Annotated in this window: 18 protein-coding genes, 1 other RNA gene and 1 pseudogene; 9 read left to right on the top strand and 11 right to left on the bottom strand. The window is 49.0% G+C overall.

All coding sequences use genetic code 11. The features are described from left to right. Window positions 1–80 precede the first annotated feature (80 nt). Together JZ655_RS15905 and JZ655_RS15900 are read left to right on the top strand one after the other, a co-directional pair. On the top strand, window positions 81–359 hold the full coding sequence (locus JZ655_RS15905; RefSeq protein WP_046886088.1) for a type II toxin-antitoxin system HicA family toxin: 279 nt from the start codon (window positions 81–83) through the stop codon (window positions 357–359). Next, complete coding sequence (locus tag JZ655_RS15900) at window positions 352–696, top strand: type II toxin-antitoxin system HicB family antitoxin (RefSeq protein WP_207292255.1); 345 nt, start codon at window positions 352–354, stop codon at window positions 694–696. Before JZ655_RS15905 ends, JZ655_RS15900 begins: the two co-directional genes overlap by 8 nt. Before the next feature lie 37 nt (window positions 697–733). On the opposite strand, the pseudogene JZ655_RS15895 reads toward JZ655_RS15900, so the two are convergent. Further along, a pseudogene (locus JZ655_RS15895) lies at window positions 734–946 on the bottom strand (secretion protein HlyD); the annotation flags it as partial. 63 nt (window positions 947–1,009) lie between these two features. Between JZ655_RS15895 and JZ655_RS15890 the strand changes: the two are divergent. Continuing rightward, a protein-coding gene (locus JZ655_RS15890) for an IS3 family transposase (RefSeq protein ID WP_160435769.1) occupies window positions 1,010–2,157 on the top strand; the annotation gives its coding sequence in 2 pieces (ribosomal slippage) (window positions 1,010–1,247 and window positions 1,247–2,157; 1,149 coding nt in all). A gap of 234 nt (window positions 2,158–2,391) precedes the next feature. Here the strand turns inward: JZ655_RS15890 and JZ655_RS15885 are convergent. The 6 genes from JZ655_RS15885 to JZ655_RS15860 all read right to left on the bottom strand — a co-directional run bounded on the left by JZ655_RS15885 (window position 2,392) and on the right by JZ655_RS15860 (window position 6,867). Then, window positions 2,392–2,892 (bottom strand): DUF6998 domain-containing protein, encoded by a 501-nt coding sequence (locus JZ655_RS15885; RefSeq protein ID WP_207292254.1) that lies wholly within the window; start codon window positions 2,890–2,892, stop codon window positions 2,392–2,394. A 265-nt stretch (window positions 2,893–3,157) separates the two neighbouring features. Next, on the bottom strand, window positions 3,158–5,491 hold the full coding sequence (locus tag JZ655_RS15880) for a primase-helicase zinc-binding domain-containing protein (RefSeq protein ID WP_207292253.1): 2,334 nt from the start codon (window positions 5,489–5,491) through the stop codon (window positions 3,158–3,160). A gap of 14 nt (window positions 5,492–5,505) precedes the next feature. Continuing rightward, window positions 5,506–5,826 carry a DUF5375 domain-containing protein gene (locus JZ655_RS15875; RefSeq protein WP_207292252.1) on the bottom strand — a complete coding sequence of 107 codons (321 nt, stop codon included), beginning with the start codon at window positions 5,824–5,826 and terminating at the stop codon, window positions 5,506–5,508. Then, a complete protein-coding gene (locus JZ655_RS15870; protein ID WP_207292251.1) occupies window positions 5,823–6,050 on the bottom strand; it encodes a hypothetical protein in 228 nt (75 codons plus the stop codon). The genes JZ655_RS15875 and JZ655_RS15870 overlap by 4 nt, the downstream gene beginning before the upstream one ends. Beyond that, a complete protein-coding gene (locus JZ655_RS15865) occupies window positions 6,047–6,604 on the bottom strand; it encodes a host cell division inhibitor Icd-like protein (RefSeq protein ID WP_207292250.1) in 558 nt (185 codons plus the stop codon). Before JZ655_RS15865 ends, JZ655_RS15870 begins: the two co-directional genes overlap by 4 nt. Further along, window positions 6,601–6,867, bottom strand: a complete 267-nt coding sequence (locus JZ655_RS15860) for a helix-turn-helix transcriptional regulator (RefSeq protein ID WP_207292249.1) — start codon at window positions 6,865–6,867, stop codon at window positions 6,601–6,603. The genes JZ655_RS15865 and JZ655_RS15860 overlap by 4 nt, the downstream gene beginning before the upstream one ends. 552 nt (window positions 6,868–7,419) lie before the next feature. On the opposite strand from JZ655_RS15860, the gene JZ655_RS15855 reads away from it, so the two are divergent. The 4 genes from JZ655_RS15855 (at window position 7,420) to JZ655_RS15840 (ending at window position 11,485) form a co-directional block, all read left to right on the top strand. Beyond that, window positions 7,420–8,223, top strand: a complete 804-nt coding sequence (locus JZ655_RS15855; protein ID WP_207292248.1) for a capsid protein — start codon at window positions 7,420–7,422, stop codon at window positions 8,221–8,223. Next, complete coding sequence (locus JZ655_RS15850) at window positions 8,220–8,459, top strand: ogr/Delta-like zinc finger family protein (RefSeq protein ID WP_207292247.1); 240 nt, start codon at window positions 8,220–8,222, stop codon at window positions 8,457–8,459. Before JZ655_RS15855 ends, JZ655_RS15850 begins: the two co-directional genes overlap by 4 nt. 10 nt (window positions 8,460–8,469) lie before the next feature. Continuing rightward, window positions 8,470–9,036, top strand: a complete 567-nt coding sequence (locus JZ655_RS15845) for a phage polarity suppression protein (RefSeq protein WP_207292246.1) — start codon at window positions 8,470–8,472, stop codon at window positions 9,034–9,036. Window positions 9,037–9,547: 511 nt separating this feature from the next. Further along, a complete protein-coding gene (locus JZ655_RS15840; protein ID WP_207292245.1) occupies window positions 9,548–11,485 on the top strand; it encodes an AIPR family protein in 1,938 nt (645 codons plus the stop codon). A 36-nt stretch (window positions 11,486–11,521) separates the two neighbouring features. Here JZ655_RS15840 and JZ655_RS15835 read toward each other — a convergent pair whose 3' ends face one another. The 3 genes from JZ655_RS15835 to smpB all read right to left on the bottom strand — a co-directional run bounded on the left by JZ655_RS15835 (window position 11,522) and on the right by smpB (window position 13,836). After that, the gene (locus JZ655_RS15835; RefSeq protein ID WP_204083215.1) at window positions 11,522–12,718 is read right to left on the bottom strand and encodes an integrase domain-containing protein; all 1,197 of its coding nucleotides are present in this window, start codon (window positions 12,716–12,718) and stop codon (window positions 11,522–11,524) included. A 183-nt stretch (window positions 12,719–12,901) separates the two neighbouring features. Next, window positions 12,902–13,264: a transfer-messenger RNA gene (ssrA, locus tag JZ655_RS15830) on the bottom strand. An 89-nt stretch (window positions 13,265–13,353) separates the two neighbouring features. Then, a complete protein-coding gene (gene smpB, locus JZ655_RS15825; RefSeq protein ID WP_040074375.1) occupies window positions 13,354–13,836 on the bottom strand; it encodes an SsrA-binding protein SmpB in 483 nt (160 codons plus the stop codon). A gap of 155 nt (window positions 13,837–13,991) precedes the next feature. Between smpB and JZ655_RS15820 the strand changes: the two genes are divergently transcribed. Then, complete coding sequence (locus tag JZ655_RS15820) at window positions 13,992–14,429, top strand: type II toxin-antitoxin system RatA family toxin (RefSeq protein WP_207292244.1); 438 nt, start codon at window positions 13,992–13,994, stop codon at window positions 14,427–14,429. Next, window positions 14,419–14,706: an RnfH family protein gene (locus tag JZ655_RS15815; protein ID WP_207292243.1), complete on the top strand. Its 288-nt coding sequence runs from the start codon at window positions 14,419–14,421 to the stop codon at window positions 14,704–14,706. The genes JZ655_RS15820 and JZ655_RS15815 overlap by 11 nt, the downstream gene beginning before the upstream one ends. A 58-nt stretch (window positions 14,707–14,764) precedes the next feature. On the opposite strand, the gene bamE is transcribed toward JZ655_RS15815, so the two are convergent. Beyond that, window positions 14,765–15,106 (bottom strand): outer membrane protein assembly factor BamE, encoded by a 342-nt coding sequence (bamE, locus tag JZ655_RS15810; RefSeq protein WP_040074379.1) that lies wholly within the window; start codon window positions 15,104–15,106, stop codon window positions 14,765–14,767. Window positions 15,107–15,197 lie beyond the last annotated feature (91 nt).

The raw sequence follows: 15,197 nt of genomic DNA, 5'->3' as shown, positions 1-15,197 counted from the left end.
CCGGAGTGACGTCACTTGTTGACATCACTCCGGTGCGGTAGCTAGAATGAGTGCATGACAGGACGTCAACAGGATGCAGGATGATACAAGTCAGTGAACTCAATTCCAGACATCGTAAAACGTTTGATGACGTAATGACTGTGCCGCCTAAATCAGGCATCAAATGGGATGATGTCGTCAGTCTCATCCAATACCTCGGCGGTAAAGTCAAAAATGGCAATGGTTCAAGACGTCGTTTTGTCCTTTCAGGTTCACTCTGGCTGACGCATCAACCGCACCCGGGGAGTGTAATGGATAAAGGGGCGGTAAAAGGTTTACAGGCATGGTTCGAAGAGTCGGTAGGAGTTAATTATGATTAAAACCAGTAATATCATGATGATTATGGAGCAGCCTGCGGTAATAAATTTTGAGGCCGAAATTGGCGCTTTTCGGGGCACATTTCTCAATGTTTCCGGCTATTGTGATTTTGTCGCTAATAGTATCGATGGCCTTCGCCAGCAGGGTGAAATCTCACTCACAGAATATCTTAAGGATTGCGCAGAGGAGGGCATTGAACCCTACTGTCAGGAGCATCTGGAGCGTCTGACATTGCGCGTTTCAAGCCGTCTGGGATCGCGTTTAACAGCGATAGCTAAACAACATGCCGTTTCAAAGAATCAGCTCATTGTTGATGTTCTGGAGCGCGAATTTGCTTGACTAAAAGGGCCACTCTCAGGCCCTTTTACATTTTTGCTTACCGCTCTCTCAGCGCCTCTTTTGCGCGGTTGAACGGCTTGATCATATAGTCGAGCACCGACTTCTCACCGGTCTTAATATCCACAGTCGCAATCATTCCGGGCACAATCGAAAAGTGCCTTCCTGCCTTGTTCACCAGATAATCCTGATTGGTGCGGATAAAGACCCGGTAGTAGAAGACTTCGGGTTTGGCTTCGTCCTGAATCGTATCTGAATCGCCACGGGTTTAACAGACACCTCAGAGTCATTTAAGATGACTTAAAGAGAGGTGCCCATGAGCGGTAAGCGTTATCCCGAAGAGTTTAAAATTGAAGCGGTAAAACAGGTTGTTGATCGCGGCCATTCTGTTTCCAGCGTGGCAACACGTCTCGGTATCACCACCCACAGTCTTTATGCCTGGATAAAGGCATATGGCCCGGATTCCTCAACCAATAAAGTCCAGTCAGACGCTCAGGCTGAGATCCGACGCCTCCAGAAAGAGCTGAAGCGGGTTACCGACGAACGGGACATATTAAAAAAAGCCGCGGCGTACTTCGCAAAGCTGTCCGACTGAGGTACGCCTTTATCCGTGACAACACCTATTGCTGGCCTGTCCGACTGCTTTGTCGGGTGCTGGATGTGCATCCGAGTGGTTTTTACGCCTGGCTTCAGCAGCCGGATTCACGGCGGCATCATGCTGACCTGAGGCTGACGGGGCTGATAAAGCAGTTCTGGCTGGAGTCGGGTTGCGTTTATGGTTATCGCAAGATCCACCTCGACCTGCGGGATACCGGACAACAGTGCGGAGTTAACCGTGTCTGGCGACTGATGAAGCGTGCCGGGATAAGGGCTCAGGTCGGGTACCGTAGCCCACGGGCACGTAAGGGTGAAACCAGCATCGTGACGCCCAACAGGCTCCAGCGGCAGTTCAACCCGGAAGCACCGGATGAGCGTTGGGTAACGGACATCACCTACATCCGGACTCACGAAGGCTGGCTGTATCTGGCTGTGGTTGTTGACCTGTTCTCGCGCAAAGTTATTGGCTGGTCAATGCAGCCCCGGATGACAAAGGATATTGTCCTGAATGCACTTCTGATGGCCGTGTGGCGACGTAATCCTCAAAAGCAGGTGCTGGTTCATTCTGATCAAGGCAGTCAGTACACAAGCTATGAGTGGCAGTCGTTCCTGAAATCACACGGGCTGGAGGGCAGTATGAGCCGTCGCGGTAACTGTCATGACAACGCAGTCGCAGAAAGTTTTTTCCAGCTACTGAAACGTGAACGGATAAAGAAAAAGATCTACGGAACGCGAGAAGAAGCTCGCGGTGATATTTTTGATTACATCGAAATGTTTTATAACAGTAAGCGTCGGCATGGTTCGAGTGATCATATGCCACCAACTGAATACGAAAAACAATATTATCAGCGGCTCGGAAGTGTCTAGATTATCTGTGGCGATTCAGGTGCCATAACTCGTGGTTCTCAGCAATTCTCACTAGACGACAATAGACGTAAAAAAGCCCGCAGAGCTTGTGCCGTGCGGGCTTAGTAGACTTCATTGTACTTCAAACAACTAAAAAGTGGTGGGCTGGCGGAGTCTGAATAAATTTCTCAATGTATTAAATATAAAGGATTTTTTTGTGTTCAGCTTTCAATCGTGTACCTAAACGTGTACCAATTAAAGAATCTCAGGTTTAGCAACCTTGCTCCAACGGAGGCTACTAATTGACTTGAATTTTGCAATGCCTAACTGATTACGCTCGTTTCTTGCTCTTGATCCCGGAGCTTCCAGGGCTGCGACGATTTTATCTCGTGGTGCTTCATACATTGCAAAAGCATCATAATTTTCATCCAGTAAAACCAGCAGTACCGAATCGAAGGGTTTCGAAATATCTATAGCGCCAACACGTGCAGAAACTTTCTTTGGATCAGGCATATAGCGGCCTTTGATTTGAACTCGATGCTCTTCCCCGTTCAGAATTTCGATCGCGTCATACCCGGTCTGGCGTGCCGTACACAGTGACATTCCGAGAATAGTTGCTGCTTCAAATTCAGCTATTTCACCAGTTATACCGAGGGGTTTACTGGTTAGCTTGTAATACCTTAGCGCCACATCTTTGGCTTCATTAAGTATGTTTACGATTTTGTCATGGTTATCAGAAAGCAACGCTGTTTCCATAAAACGTCCTTTTCTATGTTATGGATTATTTCGAGCCCTTGTTAGGACATACACATAGCTTGTGCATTTCCTTGAAGGAAGATAGCAACATCATACTTAAAAAAAGTTTTTTTGCTGATAACTGTTCACACTGTTCACCATCTGTTTTTATTCAATTATTTCAGTTTGTTAGGTGGTGAATAGATGGTGAAGAGTGAACAGTGGATTGTTCACCTTTTATTAGTGTCAGATATAAAAAGACCGGCTGTTGCCGGTCTGAGGTTGGCTATGTTGCTGTGGGTTCGTCGCACTTCGGCAGCCAGTCGCCGTTGCTGTCCTCCCTGAGCGTCAGATTGGTCTGCGTCCCCTGTTTGGTGTGTCGCTTCTCGTAATTTATCCCGTACTCTTTCAGCATCATCGGCAGCCCCAGCCCGAACATTTTCAGGCTGAGTACGTTCCTGTATCCGTTAGCCTCCATATAGACCAGATAGGCGTGATAGAGATAGTTACGGGGTTGTCGCGGGATGATATTGGCATTCCCCATAAACATTCCGCTGGTTTGCGGCAGCGCCTCCAGATAGCCGCAAAAATCAAACGTCGGGTCGGCGTCGCGCTTGATGCTGAGCGCCTCGTTAGAATTCTGTTGTGACTGGAGCAGTGCGCGTGCGGTCATCGGGTCGCTGAACTGCTGCATAAGCTGTCGGACAATAACGGCCAACTCGCAGGCAATTTTGTCCTTAAGCTGCGGGTCGCGTTCTTCTGGCGCAATCTGCTCCGGGAAGTGAATAATCACCCGGCGTCGGGACACACCGCCGCTGCGGTCGGTGAAGCGCATCGGGTTATTGTTTACGGCAATTATTACAGCCGGTATATGCGTCGAATAAGGGTTCTGGTATTTCGGGTCAACCGAAACCGCATCGCCGCCGGTAATGGCTTTTAACCCTGCGCCGTCACCGCTCCATTTTTCCTGGTCAGGCAGGCGTATCAGTGAGAAGCCAATCAGAGATGCACGCTTGCGCGGGTCTTCCAGTGTGTCGATATCGGCAGAGGTGGCGTTATCCTCTCCTGCGAGCAGGGTTGCGATTTCAGCCAGGACACTTTTACCGCTGCCACCCGGCCCGGTCACTTCGAGAAAGAGCTGCCAGTCGTAGCGGTTCGCCAGCACCATAAAGAGCGCGGCGAGTATAACGTCACGTTTATCAGCACTGCCACCGGCAGCGCGGTCGAGCCAGCGCCAGAAATTCGGCGCATGGGTTTCCAGCGTTTCCCCCTCAACAGGCGGAGTAAAATCGACATCGCACAGCGTGCGCAGCCAGTGCGATTTGCTGTGTGGGCTGAATATCCCGCTTTGAGTATCGAGCACCCCGTTACGAAAACCTATCAGCCGACGCGCCGGGGTGGCCTGCTGGGGAATAATCAGTTTCAGCGTCTCCACCACCGAGGCAATTCTCCCCGACGAGAACGGGGCGCGCAGGCGCTGGAACAGCCCGGCCACGTCGCGTGCGAAATCCGAGGACGGTATCACTTTCCAGATGCCGTTTTCGTAGCGGGAAAGGAGCTGGCCGTTCGCATCCACGGCCAGCGATTCGCCGTAATGCTCATGCACCCGCATCGCTTTTTCGCTGGCGCTCATGGCGGTAAATTCCGCCTCGCTCATGGTGTCGAACGGACTTTGTGCGGCTGGCTGGACGGCACCATAGATAGCTTTGCGCGTGGCGTCCTCACCCTGCTTCATAAACGCATCATTCCAGTCACCAAATACCGGCGGCAGGGCAACAATCCCCTCACAGGCTCGTGCGGCGGCTGCGGCTTTGGTCTGGCCGTCACCGCTGAGGTCGCGGTCGGCGGCGAGGACAATCTGACACGCCGGGTGCTTTTGTCGGGTAAGGCTCGCCAGAGAAAGAAGGTTCACGGAGGACAGCGCCACCATGACGGTTTCGCCAGTCAGGTGATGCACGGTGAGTGCTGTTGCATAGCCCTCTGCTATCCACAGGCGTTTTCCTGCCTGTTTCTGCCCTTCGATGATATGGCATGCCCCTTTCACTGCGCCGCCCTTCAGGGCTCGTTTGAGACCGTCAGCATTGATAAGCTGAAGATTAACCAGGGCGCCGGAATGGTCATGCAGCGCAACAACCAAATCACCGGCACTGTATGTCACACCGCCGGTTTTATGCGTGGCCGTCAGCATCACACACTCATTATCGGGGAAGCCCTTGCGGGTCAGGTAGGCGTTGCCGGTGCCCGTGCAGGTTTTCTCCATGAGTTTTACGGCCATCGCGGCGGCCGCTTTGCGTTCAGCATCGTTTTCCGCCCCTGCGGCCGCAATCCCTTCCGGGGCAACCGGCGGCAGGTTGCCGGTCAGGGCACTGACCTTTCCTGCTGCCTCTGAAGCCGATACGCCGAACACCTTCTCTATCAGTTTCAGGCCATCACCTGCGCCGCACTGGTTACAGAACCACGTCCCGCGCCCCTCTTTATCATCAAAACGGAAGCGGTCTGAGCCGCCACACACCGGGCAGGCCTGATGACGGTTTTTGACCACTTTCACCCCCAGCGCCGGGAGAATGCGCGGCCAGTGGCCGCACGCCTGTTTAACGGTGTCCGTTACGTTCATTTTCATCGTTGTTTTCTCCCTCAGTGCAGTACAGGCGATGTGATATGGCGGGCGCAGAGTTCATCCATCACGGCGAGCCCCAGAAAAGACAGTGACGGGGCGGCCTTAAGCGGCCCGGCTTCCATCAAATCTTCCAGCAGTGCGCAGGCAATCTGACGGCCTTTTTCCTCGCCATGCTGGCGCAGGTAAAAGCCCTCCAGCTCGGCGGCAATGGCGCTTTCCAGCGCGTCGAGGGTGAGATGGGGATAGCGGCGCTGACGTTCGCACACAATCAGCCATGCACAGGCCACGGCGCGGCGGTAGAGAGCAGCACGCAGTACGGGCGGTAACGGCTGTTTCATACGTTGCCCTCCCCGGTCAGCCAGCGCTGATTGCACTGCCCGACCACGCTATCGAGCTGGGCGGTCATGAGATAAATCACAGAGGTGAGCTGCGACTGCTGCGCAGGGTCGCGGCGTACCGTGGAGCAGTCCTGCTCCTGCATCAGGCTGTTAACGAAGTGGCCGACGTTGCGCAGATGCTCCAGACATTCGAGCTCCTGAATCGTGATGGTGGTGTGTTTCATGCGCACACCTCCGCTACCGGCAGGCGGCCAGCGAACGAGAGAACGTAATCGCGAACGAGGGAAAGGCGTGCGGCCTGTTCATTACCGGCGATAGTGCGGAGCATGCAGATACGGGGTTTACGGTCTGCACGACGAACAGCGGCAAACACAAAGATAAACTGCGGATGTGACGGGGTGAGGGTCGTAGCCATGATGGCAGCCTCCATTGAGTAACGGTTATTGCTACCACCGGAAACGCCAATTTCACTGGTGGCAGCCCGAACGGGGTTGGCGTAACCGGCCTCAATGGATACCGGCCAGCCCGAAGGCTGCCCCGCCCGGACTACCATTATCTTGCTGGAACCGTAGTGCACAAATAGACACCACAGCCCGGAAAATGGGTGTGCCTGAGCTACGACGAAAAAAAAGACGCATGGCGCGTCTGGTGTCGCCATTGAGTTTCGCGGAACGCCAATTCCGGCTGCCGATTTTGCGACAGCAAAAAAACTGTACCAGGAAACATACAACGGATGCAAGCCAGAAAAAGGGGTTGTTTGCTGAACGGCCATCATCATGCGTCATAGCCCCGGTTACGTTCAGCAATGCGATCTGCCATCCATGCGGTGATTTCAGACTGCGCCCACGCCACGTTTTTACCTCCGAGCGAGATTTGCTTCGGGAAAGCCTCTCGGCTGATGAGGTCATAAATCGTCGAGCGAGAAAGGCCGCACAAGTGGATCACTTCGGGCAGGCGGATAAAGCGCTCCTGAACGGCGTCAGATACCGGCATCAACGGGGCTACTGGGGCAGAAGACGGGGAAGAAAAAGCGGTGTGCATCGGGCTACCTCATAAAGTCCATACAGTGCCGGTCGTGTCCGTCCGGCTTCGGGTAGCTCTCTATTTTGTGAATATTTTTGCTCAGGGCAACAAGTCATTTTTTTGTACACCACCACACAACAGCCTGATTTTTATACAGTGGTTAACGCTGGCAATGTTCTCGCACATCCTGAACATGTTCTGGCACATCCTCACACATTGAAATAGAAGTAAAAGTGGTTAATTATTTTTTTGGTTATCTAAAAAAAGATTAAGGATAAAAATCTCTTATCCGAAAAAGGTGAACAGTGGTGAACAGACGGTGAACAGTAATACCCTCAACTGTTCACCCTTTAATTTACTGTATTACTTATCTTTTTTCTTAAGGTGAACAGTGGTGAATAGTTATAACTAAAAAAACAAACAGTGAGTCAGGGTTTCCTGCGACCTTTCTCTGGCAAGCCGGGTTTCAGGTGGTGTTTGTGTCAGCTTTGCCACAACTGCAATGAATCGAGTTGTTGTGCAGTGAGCGGCAGAATGACGTCAGGTTGAAAACACAGAGAGAACCAGACGATGAAAAAAGACACCCTCACGGCAATGATGAATACCTTTGGCAGCACGCAGGACGAGAAGACCCGGACGCTGCTCGAAAACATCATGAAAACCGTGAATGCCGAGGCCAGCCAGAAGGCAACTGCCAGCATGGACAACGCACTGCAATCATTCAGCCAGGCAAAAGCTGCCCACACTGAGAGCATGCTGAAGCTGAACGATATCGGGGCGGCCATCACCCGGAGTGAGAAAGAGCGTCAGAGCGCGCTTGATGAAAGTGCCGAGGCAGAGCAGAACTGGCGCACCCGGTTCCGTCAGTTGCGCGGGGTAATGACGCCGGAGCTCAAAGCCGAACACAGCCAGCGGGTGGCCGGTCGTGAGCTGGCAGAAGAATTCACCGCCCTGATTGGTGAGCTGGAGACGGATAAAAGCAGTGCCATGCTCGATGCCTGCCGGAGCGGAAAGGAATATGTCATCGCCCATCAGGAAGCATTTTCTGTCTGTGCAAATAATGCCTGGTCTGCGGTGATGGAAAATATCAGTCCGGCTCTGGTACGGGCATTTTCCCTGCGTCTGCGTGAGCTGGAAATGAAAGGGGATGAGAACGCCAGCAGTACGCTGATTCAGGAGCTGGGCGTGCATTTGCTGACGCAGAGCCGTTTCTACTCATTCAATATGGAGCAGGAGCCTGTTCTTTCGCAGCTTGGCCTGCATCGCCCGGCGCTGACCGGCGTTGATATGGAACTCTATAAAAGCCCGGCACGCCGTATGAAACTTGGCAAAGAACTGGCTGAAAAGAAGCAGGCTCAGAGGAATAACAAATGATGCGCTGTCCGTTCTGCCGGAATGCCGCCCATGCCCGAACCAGTCGTTATCTGTCAGATACGGTTAAGCAGACCTATCACCAGTGCGTAAATGTCTTCTGCTCTGCTTCCTTCCGCACGCTGGAATCCCTCGACAAGGTGATAAGTCCGCCAGCGGAGAAAGAAGAGGAGGCACCGGCTCAGGTAACACCCGCAGCCCGGATTGCAGACCGCGCGCGCCCGTCCGTGCGTCACTGAGGAGAACAGGATGAATGAGATAACACTGGAGCAGGCATTTCAAACCTGTCAGGAAAATAAAAGCACCTGGCTTAGCCGTAAAAGTGAACTGGCGGAGGCTGAGCGGAAATATCAGGAACTATTTGCGGCCGGGAATGACAACGGTGCCCGGTCACTGCAAATGCTGCGCGATATTATTGATGTAAAAAAATGGGAAGTGAACCAGACCGCCGGGCGCTATATCCGTTCGCATGAGGAGATGCAGCGTATCAGCATCCGTAACCGGCTGGATGATTTCATGGTGTCGCATGGTGCTGAGCTGGCCGCCGCGCTGGCACCTGAGCTCATGGGTTATCACGGGCAGCACAGCACCGTAAAACAATGCGTCATGCAGCATTCAATGCAGTATCTGCGTGAAGCACTTGTGGTCTGGCTGGCCAGAGGCGAAAAAATTAATTATTCAGCACAGGACAGTGAATTATTAACGGCAGCAGGATTCAGGCCTGACGCGGCTTCGCGGGCTGATAATCGTGAAAAATTCACCCCTGCACAAAATCAGAATTACGTGAATAAACGCGCTGAACTGGCCGCCCGGTAGTTCACGAAAAAATATCCAAAAATCCCGCCATTTTTTCATTAAATAGCCATGCACGCATCAGGTGCATGGTTTTGCATGCGTTTTTGACCCCCTGTAAACGCTCTTCCGCGCCAGTCGTGCAGCGGCCTGAGCCCACTGATGCACCTGCATTAAAAGCGACCCATTAAGCGGGCAGGCGTGGCGGGGAGAGCATTGCGCGCCAGCGGTAATGTGTATTTTTTTGCGTCCTATGGATAACGTTGTATCGTATAGAGGCTCGGGGGTAAGACTGTTGATGAAATGGGATAGGTTTAAACCATCCTCTAACCTGTATTTGAACCGTCCCATGGAACTGGCAGGTGTGGCGTGGGTACTCCTGCGGGTTAACTTGATAATATATTTTTGAATGTTGCTCGGTTTTTTCTATAAAAGCGTTGCAAATGAACTTTTATAAATGTTCAAATGTCTAGCGGATATGTCCTAAAGTTGGACGTCATAATACCATTATCAATTTGTAATGTGGAATGAATAAATGAAAAATGAAGATTTTTATAAAGTTATAGATAGCCAGCTAATGGATGTCATTAATAGTGAGGTGTATTCGAACTATTTTTCTACATTCAATCAAGACAATCAAAAAAAATCCTTTGCTTTTCTTATCTGGTTTTTAAGAAACTACGCAGACATTAGTAATGTTGAGGATTACATTACTGATGGTTGTGATGATTCGTCTTGCGATATAATCCTTGAACGAGTTGATTCTCAAGGTGTAGTTACTTATTATGTTGTCCAGTCAAAATGGAATGCAATAAATAATTGCGAGTCTGAATTTGAAAGCAAAGAATTAAAATCTTTTTTGAGCGACGTGCAAAGTGTATTAAAGGGAGATAAAGCAAAAGGTACCAATGAAAAGTTCAATAATCAATATGATAAATTAAGAGAACACATTAAAAAAAATGGTCGTGTTAAAGTTATATATTTATCTCTTAAAAACAACTGTGATAATTGCCAAGGGAATATCGATTCATTTAAAAAAACTATGGATGGGGATATTGATATAGAAGGGTTTGATATTAATCGTTTGAAAATAGATTATATAAGTAGAGAATTCAAGAAAAGTTACCCGCCAAATCCGCTTGAAAATATTTACGATCCCAGTTTAGATAAGATTAGAATTGAAATTTGTCGAGATTCAGGCAATAGCTGTGTGGAGATAAACTCACCTTTTGATGCTTATGTTTTTTTGATTAAACCAAAATTGTTATTTGAGTTGGTAACAAAGTATGGTGTTTCTCTTTTTAACAAGAATGTAAGGAACCCATTACTTACATCTGCGATAAATTCTGAAATTAAGAATACAATTCATAAAAACCCAGCATATTTTTGGTATTACAATAATGGGATTACTGCGATAACTAGAAAAATACCAAAGTTAAGCAACGAAGCAATAGAGTTTGAAGTGACAGGACTTCAAGTCATTAATGGCGCGCAAACTGCGTACTCAATTTATACCGCGTATAAGGACTGCAGTCCGGCGGAACGTGCAATTTTAGATGAAGAGGCAAGAATTACTTTTAGGTTACTAAAATCAGGCGGTGATGATTTCGATTTGAAAGTTACAAAATATACAAACTCTCAAAACCCTGTTTCTGATCGTGATTTTTGGTCCAATGATATGCTTCAAAAAAGAATTCAGGATTATTTTTTCAATACTAATTATTGGTATGAAAGAAGAGAGGGTGAATTCAGGGAGTTGCCTGCTGGTATTGCTGTAATATCAAATAAATATTTTGCCAACGCTCACTTAAGTTTCAATCTTGGAGGGGCTGTTGATGTTGTTAAATCTGCTATGCAAGATAGGGTTGATGATTTAGATCTCGTATTTACTTCTCGGTTAGATAATAAGGATGGTTTATATGAGAAAATATTTAATGAGGGAACCATGCCTGAGGATGTACATGCATCATTTATTATGTTGGATCAAGTTACGGAATTACCATCTTTTAAAAAATCTTTTTCTCAGTTAATGTATACAAATTGCTTTCATGTTTTAAGTATATCTAGAGTTGTAATGGATAAGTACTTAAGAATGAAGTATGGATCAAATGCTAAAACAACACCATTTATACTAAAAGTTTCAAAGAATGTTGACATTGGTGGTGAGATCGAAATTATACGTAAAATCATTGCTTTCTCAGTTGAATTGCTTGGGAGTAATGTCAATAAACGTGATGATGATGAAGTAAATGATTATATATTCAATCTTATGACAAAGTCAGCTTATTTTGAAATCATACTCGATGAAGTTAGAACGTTGGATTTTACAGTCGAGGATATTGAAGGCCAAGGGTTGGAATTGTATTTAGAAGATGAAGATGAAGATGAAGATGAAGATGAAGATGAAGATGAAAAAGAAAAAGAAAATGATTTAGAGAAAAAGGTTACTGTTAATAAAACTTCCATTCATTAAACATGTGCCCCACATTTGTAGTTGTGGGGCATTTAATTATATGCTTATAGATTTAACATTCTTACCCCACCAGTCCATTAAGTCCCTCCTTTGAAGTAAATATATAGATCTATTATAAGCTCGTCTTACTTCATTTTTGTCGCTATGTGCCAGCGACGCTTCAATTATATCAGGATTAAAACCAGCCTCATTCATAGCTGTACTTGCTATGGATCGTAAACCATGTGCTACTAGTTTCCCGCTGTACCCTATCCTCTTGAGGGCAGCATTCGCAGTCTGACTATTCATTGGTTGTTTTGGATCATTCCTGCTTGGAAAAATATGTTCGCGATGAGCACTGATAGGTTTCAACACTTCAAGAATATCTAACGCCTGGGATGATAAAGGGACTATGTGTTCCCGCTTAGCCTTCATCCGTTCGGCTGGAATCGTCCAGAGCTTTTCCTCGAGATCAATCTCTTTCCATCGAGCACCGGAAGCCTCAGAAGGACGTACAAGAGTAAGGAGTTGCCATTCAATCAGGCAGCGCGTCGATACAGAGAGATTGGACATCACCAAAGAACGCATCAGTTTCGGCAATTCTTCTGGTCGCAGTGTCGGCATATTTTGCTTTTTGGGCTTCTCAAAGGCCATACCTACACCTGATGCCGGGTTGGCATCAATCAGACCAGTGTTAACAGCATAAATCATTATTTCGTTAATACGCTGTACCAGTCGGCGAACAGTCTCCAGTGCCCCTCGTGCTTTGATTGGCTCAAGTGCTTCAACAATCGTTCTGGCTTTTATCTCCTGAACGGGTATCGCACCGATTGCCGGGAACACGTCTTTATCCAAAGAACGCCAAATATCCTTTGCATAATCCTCTGTGACACTTCTGCTTTTAATCTGGAACCAGTTTGCAGCCACAGTTGAGAAAATGCTGTCTAACTCAATCTGGCGTTGTTCTGATGCTTGCTCCTGTTGCTGTTGTGGATCCATGCCTTGCGCGAGTGTGGTTAAGTGCTGGTCGCGTATCTGACGAGCTGCTGCGAGTGTAAGGGCAGGGTATGAGCCGAGACTCAAATTTGTGCGGCTGCTGCTTCCCGGTCGTTGATAACGGAAGCGCCAGAGTTTTTTACCGGAGGTTTTGACGAGTAAGAACAGGCCATCACCATCATGCAGGGTGAAGTCTTTTTCGCGGGGTTTCGCTTTGAGGATTTCGTTGTTAGTGAGGGGGCGTGTAATGCGCGCCATGTCTGGATCCCTTCCATAATTGGTACACGTTTAATGGTCCACAGTATAGCGTGTACCTAAACGTGTACCAATTTTCTCTGGATTTAGCCGGATGTTCTCGGACAACGACAGACACAAAAAAGCCCGCAGGGCTTGTGCCATGCGGGCTTTCTGTACTTCACCGGACGTATCCGGATCATCATTTGGTGGAGCTGGCGGGAGTTGAACCCGCGTCCGAAATTTCTACATCCTCGGTACTACATGCTTAGTTTGTCTTTACATTCGCACGCCAGCTGCGGACAGACACGCCACTAACGAACTAGCCTGATTAGTTTTAGCACTTCAACCCCAGGCAGGGCATCCGCGCGATCTCTTTTGGGTTTGACCTCTCTTGATCCCCGTCTTAAGAGCGGAAGCTAGGGAGAGAGGGCTCAGAGCAGGTTATTAAGCTGCTAAAGCGTAGTTTTCGTCGTTTGCGACTATTTTTTTGCGGCTTTTTACGAGGCAAACCGCCCCTCGGCATGCACCTTGGGTTTCGCAAATCCCGTCGAATCCAGAATCAGCCCCAATAGTGTTGAACGCAGTATACCAGATTTGTCGTCCGGGATACCAGCCCATAACCTAACTTATTGAATTGACCAATAAGTGCGCAGGATTTATCGGCCTGCGTTTTTCATGATACGTGCTTTGTCGACCTGCCACTCGCGCTCTTTCACATCAGAGCGTTTGTCGTGCTGTTTCTTACCTTTCGCCACGCCAATTTTGACTTTGCACCAGGCGTTTTTCCAGTACAGCGACAGGGCAACCACGGTATAGCCTTCGCGATTGATGCGCCCGTAAAGGGACTCCAGTTCGCGCATGTTCAGCAGCAGCTTACGGGTGCGGGTCGGGTCGCAAACGTAATGCGTCGAGGCGACCGTCAGCGGCGTAAAGTTGGCGCCGAACAGAAACGCTTCGCCGTCTTTAAGAATGACATAGCTATCGCCGATGTTAGCTTTACCGGCGCGCAACGATTTTACTTCCCAGCCCTGCAGCGCAAGGCCGGCTTCGAATTCTTCTTCAATGAAGTATTCATGGCGGGCACGCTTATTGAGCGCAATGGTTGCCGAGCCGGGTTTATGTACTTTTTTCTTCGTCATAAGTGTCGTGAAGCCATAAGTAATCTGATGTCAAAAGTCACCTCATTGCGTCCTGTGAGGCCTAACGCGCTATCTTAGCACGAGATGAGGCTTAGCGTTTTTTTAACAAGCGATAAATGTTATTATTTAGTGGTTGTGTGATCATGGAAAACGCTATGCCTCAGATTAGTCGTACTGCGCTTGTTCCGTTCAGTGCGGAACAAATGTATCAGTTAGTGAACAATGTGGATGCTTATCCAGAGTTCCTTCCGGGATGTACCGGAAGCCGGGTGCTGGAATCTGGCCCGACGCAAATGACCGCCGCGGTTGATGTCTCGAAAGCGGGCATTAGCAAGACGTTTACGACCCGTAATACGTTGACCAACAATCAGAGTATTTTGATGCAGCTGGTGGATGGCCCCTTCAAGAAGTTGATGGGCGGCTGGAAGTTTACTCCGCTTAGCGCTGATGCCTGTCGTATCGAGTTTCATCTCGACTTCGAATTCACCAATAAGCTGATTGAGCTGGCGTTTGGTCGCATCTTTAAAGAGCTGGCGGCGAACATGGTGCAGGCGTTTACCTCGCGCGCAAAAGAGGTTTACAGTGCCAGCTAAAATCGCTGTGGAGGTAGCCTACGCGCTGCCGGAAAAACAGTATCTCCAGCGCGTTTCCCTGGAAGAGGGGGCGACGGTGGAAGAGGCTATCCGCTGCTCCGGTATTCTGGAACTGCGCAGCGACATCGATTTAGCGAAGAACAAAGTCGGTATCTACAGCCGTCCGGTAAAACTGGGCGATACGCTATACGATGGCGACCGGGTAGAGATTTACCGCCCGCTGATTGCCGACCCGAAAGAGCTGCGACGCCAGCGTGCTGAAAAAGCTGCAAAATAAGGTCCTTATGCCATAAAAAAGGTGCTCACTGAGCACCTTTTTTGCATTCCAGACAGCCTTACTCTTTGGTGAGTGCAGGTTTGTTATCGATATTGGTCAGCACACCGCTGCTGTTAAAGGTCAGCGTCAGCGTTTGCTGGGTCACGCTCTCGTGGCCAGGCTGCTGACGAAAGACGTAGAACCAGGTCTGGGTGCCGAACGGATCGGACATCATCGGCGTACCCAGGGCATAAGCAACCTGTTGCTGCGTCATACCAACACGAATTTTAGACACATCATTGGGTGCCAGGTAGTTCCCCTGGTTGATGTCTGGGCGATAAACCACACGTTCCAGGGTGGAGCAGCCAGCGGTCAACATCAGGAGAACCGCTGCGGCAGCGGTCAGCGTTTTACAGCGCATAGTGATTTGATTCCTTTTCGGGCCCGAGCAATACGCGACGGCTCATATGTAATATGCCGATGATAATAGACCTTTCACCACTTTAAAACCT

This window comes from Leclercia pneumoniae (assembly GCF_017348915.1).
GTDB lineage: Bacteria > Pseudomonadota > Gammaproteobacteria > Enterobacterales > Enterobacteriaceae > Enterobacter > Enterobacter pneumoniae.
The sequence above is the reverse complement of the archived record's forward strand: the minus strand, read 5'-3'. Positions and strand labels throughout refer to the sequence as shown.

What these genes read in the sequence shown, in the direction of transcription:
- JZ655_RS15900 (WP_207292255.1), top strand. Translation starts at nt 352, where the DNA reads ATGATTAAAACCAGTAATATCATGATGATTATGGAGCAGCCTGCGGTA.
- JZ655_RS15905 (WP_046886088.1), top strand. Translation starts at nt 81, where the DNA reads ATGATACAAGTCAGTGAACTCAATTCCAGACATCGTAAAACGTTTGAT.
- smpB (WP_040074375.1), bottom strand. Translation starts at nt 13,836, where the DNA reads ATGACGAAGAAAAAAGTACATAAACCCGGCTCGGCAACCATTGCGCTC.
- bamE (WP_040074379.1), bottom strand. Translation starts at nt 15,106, where the DNA reads ATGCGCTGTAAAACGCTGACCGCTGCCGCAGCGGTTCTCCTGATGTTG.
- JZ655_RS15820 (WP_207292244.1), top strand. Translation starts at nt 13,992, where the DNA reads ATGCCTCAGATTAGTCGTACTGCGCTTGTTCCGTTCAGTGCGGAACAA.
- JZ655_RS15835 (WP_204083215.1), bottom strand. Translation starts at nt 12,718, where the DNA reads ATGGCGCGCATTACACGCCCCCTCACTAACAACGAAATCCTCAAAGCG.
- JZ655_RS15865 (WP_207292250.1), bottom strand. Translation starts at nt 6,604, where the DNA reads ATGATGATGGCCGTTCAGCAAACAACCCCTTTTTCTGGCTTGCATCCG.
- JZ655_RS15850 (WP_207292247.1), top strand. Translation starts at nt 8,220, where the DNA reads ATGATGCGCTGTCCGTTCTGCCGGAATGCCGCCCATGCCCGAACCAGT.
- JZ655_RS15840 (WP_207292245.1), top strand. Translation starts at nt 9,548, where the DNA reads ATGAAAAATGAAGATTTTTATAAAGTTATAGATAGCCAGCTAATGGAT.
- JZ655_RS15870 (WP_207292251.1), bottom strand. Translation starts at nt 6,050, where the DNA reads ATGAAACACACCACCATCACGATTCAGGAGCTCGAATGTCTGGAGCAT.
- JZ655_RS15885 (WP_207292254.1), bottom strand. Translation starts at nt 2,892, where the DNA reads ATGGAAACAGCGTTGCTTTCTGATAACCATGACAAAATCGTAAACATA.
- JZ655_RS15860 (WP_207292249.1), bottom strand. Translation starts at nt 6,867, where the DNA reads ATGCACACCGCTTTTTCTTCCCCGTCTTCTGCCCCAGTAGCCCCGTTG.
- JZ655_RS15845 (WP_207292246.1), top strand. Translation starts at nt 8,470, where the DNA reads ATGAATGAGATAACACTGGAGCAGGCATTTCAAACCTGTCAGGAAAAT.
- JZ655_RS15880 (WP_207292253.1), bottom strand. Translation starts at nt 5,491, where the DNA reads ATGAAAATGAACGTAACGGACACCGTTAAACAGGCGTGCGGCCACTGG.
- JZ655_RS15855 (WP_207292248.1), top strand. Translation starts at nt 7,420, where the DNA reads ATGAAAAAAGACACCCTCACGGCAATGATGAATACCTTTGGCAGCACG.
- JZ655_RS15875 (WP_207292252.1), bottom strand. Translation starts at nt 5,826, where the DNA reads ATGAAACAGCCGTTACCGCCCGTACTGCGTGCTGCTCTCTACCGCCGC.